General features: G+C 40.6%; 3 protein-coding genes. 2 read left to right on the plus strand and 1 reads right to left on the minus strand.

Annotated elements, in window-relative coordinates; all coding sequences use genetic code 11:
• Positions 1–392: IMP dehydrogenase (locus ACESZG_RS18795; protein ID WP_373218951.1), on the minus strand; the 392-nt coding region annotated here is incomplete at its 3' end.
• 299 nt (positions 393–691) lie between these two features.
• Here ACESZG_RS18795 and ACESZG_RS18800 point away from each other — a divergent pair.
• Complete coding sequence (locus ACESZG_RS18800; RefSeq protein WP_373218953.1) at positions 692–1,972, plus strand: transposase; 1,281 nt, start codon at positions 692–694, stop codon at positions 1,970–1,972.
• Between the two features lie 421 nt (positions 1,973–2,393).
• Positions 2,394–2,943 (plus strand): UV DNA damage repair endonuclease UvsE (uvsE, locus tag ACESZG_RS18805; protein WP_373218955.1); only part of this gene is annotated, 550 nt, incomplete at its 3' end.

Raw genomic sequence — 2,943 nt, forward strand, 5'->3', positions numbered from 1 at the left:
GTCGCATGTCCGGTTTCATCCTTCAGATCCAGTACATCCTGCAGCGTAGCATCCGGACGGATATTGGAATCACTGTATACAAAGCCTGCCTTTGTCGCCTTTACACGGCGAACCATGGCAGCCTCATTCTCAATTGTCTGAGAACCGTAGATGAAGGAAATGCCTCCCTCTCTAGCCAGTGCACATGCCATCTTTTCGCCTGAAACAGACTGCATGATTGCGGAAACCATCGGTATATTCAAGGAAAGCTCCGGTTCTTCCTTTCCTTTTCTAAATTTTACCAGTGGTGTTTTTAAAGAAACGTTTGCTGGGGTACATTCTGCTGAGGAATATCCCGGAACAATAAGATACTCACTGAATGTACGTGAAGGTTCATTAAAATAATATGCCATTTTCACATCTCCTTTTCCATATTCAATTTTTTATAAACTTTCCCAATTAAAAATTGATATTTTAATACATTATAAAGACATTCACTTTTGAAGTCAATATGGTTTTGAAAAAATTTTCATGAAGCTGAAGTGAAAAGTTAAATTCCACTTTCAAAGTAGCTAAGTAGAAAAGACTCTTACACAACAATCTAGTTGAATTTACACTTACAATTGCATTTAGTCTTTCATATATCCTTTTTTATATCTATGATGAAGGTAACCGCTGGTTATTATCATACACATTACAAAGGGTGATGAATATGGCAACGAACAAAAACAAACATCTGATTCAGGACGATCGCAATGTCATCGCGATCGGCATCGTTAATGGTTCTTCTAAAAAAGCTATTGCTGATAATCTAGGCAAAGATAAATCTACGATAGGTAAGGAAATCCGTGCTCACCGTTATCTCTCTCATAAATCTACACTTTCTCTAGAATGCGAGAACTATGCTCACTGTAAGTTTAAGAGAAAGAATTGTACTGTCAACTGCCCTGATTATTCTAAGTTCCGCTGTAAACGCAGAGATCGTACTCCGGGAGCTTGTAATGGCTGTGAGAAACTGAAAAGCTGCCGCTTTGATAAATACCTCTATAAACCTACGATCGCCTATGAGGAATACCGTAGCGAACTCGTTGAGTCTCGAACCGGAATCAATCTGACCTCATCAGAAGCTGTAGAGCTAGGCAATACCATCAAGCCTCTTCTATTAAAAGGTCATTCACCTTATCAGATCATAGCTGCACATCCCGAACTTGGAATCAGTGAGAAGACACTCTACAACTATATTGAACAAGGTGTATTCGAATGTGTTGGCATTGCTAATATTGACCTTCGTATAAAAGTCAAAAGAAAAATGACCGCTAAGAAGAAGACGATCTATAAAAAACGACAAGACCGTAAATTCCTTGTTGGACGGCTTTACACAGATTACCAATCCTATGTTGAGTCTGAGGAAATCACACACATTTTACAAATGGATACAGTCTATAATGACATTTCCAATGGACCGTTTATCCAGACTTTCAAATTCATCAAATATGGGCTCCTGTTTGCTGTATATCACGACACGAAGACTGCTGCAGATATGGTTGACGGACTAGCTGTTCTTGATTCCATCCTTGGAAAAAGCCTGTTTGAACAGGAAGCTCATATAACACTCACCGATCGCGGAGGTGAATTTACTGATGCTGAGCATATGGAAAAAAGAGACGATGGTACCAGAAGGACACGAGTCTTCTATTGCGACCCTATGCAGTCCGGGCAGAAAGGAAGCCTGGAAAATATGCATCGTGAATTACGTTATATATTACCTAACGAAGTAGACTTACGCAGTATCGGCCTGACCGATCAGACTTCCTTGAATGTAGCCATCTCACATATCAATTCCAGTGCCAAGGAACATTTGAATGGAAAATCCCCATTTGAGCTATGTGAGTTCATGTGTCCGGAATTAGCGCAGAAACTTTATGAATTTGGTCTACAGAAAATAGAAAAGGACGAAGTGATACTTCGTCCAAGCGTATTGACTCATAAGTAACAAACAGATGATATAAAGAATGATAAGAGCAGCGGCGAAGAACAGTTATTTATAGTGTAACTATAAAATGGAAGTGGAATTTAGTTATACATAGGCATAATGGAGCCTATTTTCAGTGCGCTTATTTATTTTATCTATCATTCGCACAATGACCACTTTCTTCACATTTTTACTTACTTCTACCTATTTGAAACCCTTTCTAACGCTATATTTATGCTCTGTATAGACTTTTGTAGAAGAAAGTTCCACATTTTTTATTCGCCTTTTGAAAGTGGAATTTAACTTTTCACTTCAGCCTGGGCAGCGATTGCAGGCTGTTGTCTTTCCCTTACCGGCAGCTGTAGGCATCCTGTTTTTCAGCGTTTGCTCATAATTTTTCAGCTTATGCACAAGCTAAGTAAAGAGAAAAGGAGTTGTGTTTATGAAAATCGGATACGCCTGTATATGCCTTGATGCGCAATTTCATTTTGAAACCTGCATCCAGAAATTTGCGACAGAGGACCGTCTGCGCAGTATTATCCGTGCTAATCTGGAAACACTGCAAAAGCTGCTGGAGTATAATGCAGGGCACAACATCCGTATGTATCGTCTGTCCTCCGACCTGATTCCCTTTGGCTCCAGTCCGGTCAATACCATACCCTGGCTGGATGAATTTGCTGCGCAGTTTCAAAGCCTGGGGGACTATGTACGAAAAAACAATATGCGTGTATCCCTGCATCCCGGTCAGTACTGTGTGATCAATTCACCGCGAGAGGATGTCGTAGAGCGCAGTATCGATGAGCTACTGTATCATGCGTCCATTCTGGAGGCGATGGGATTGGATGCAACACATAAAATGGTGCTGCATGTCGGTGGCATCTATGGCGATAAGCAGCAGGCGATTCAGCGCTTTGCAAGGGTATACCGGCGTTTGGATCCCATCATTCAAAAGCATCTCATAATAGAAAATGATGACCGCTACTATACAGTAG

This window comes from Blautia sp. Marseille-P2398 (genome assembly GCF_964240315.1).
Classification (GTDB): Bacteria; Bacillota; Clostridia; order Lachnospirales; family Lachnospiraceae; genus Blautia_A; species Blautia_A wexlerae.

Coding starts and splice junctions, on each gene's coding strand:
- ACESZG_RS18800 (WP_373218953.1), top strand. CDS start 692: ATGGCAACGAACAAAAACAAACATCTGATTCAGGACGATCGCAATGTC.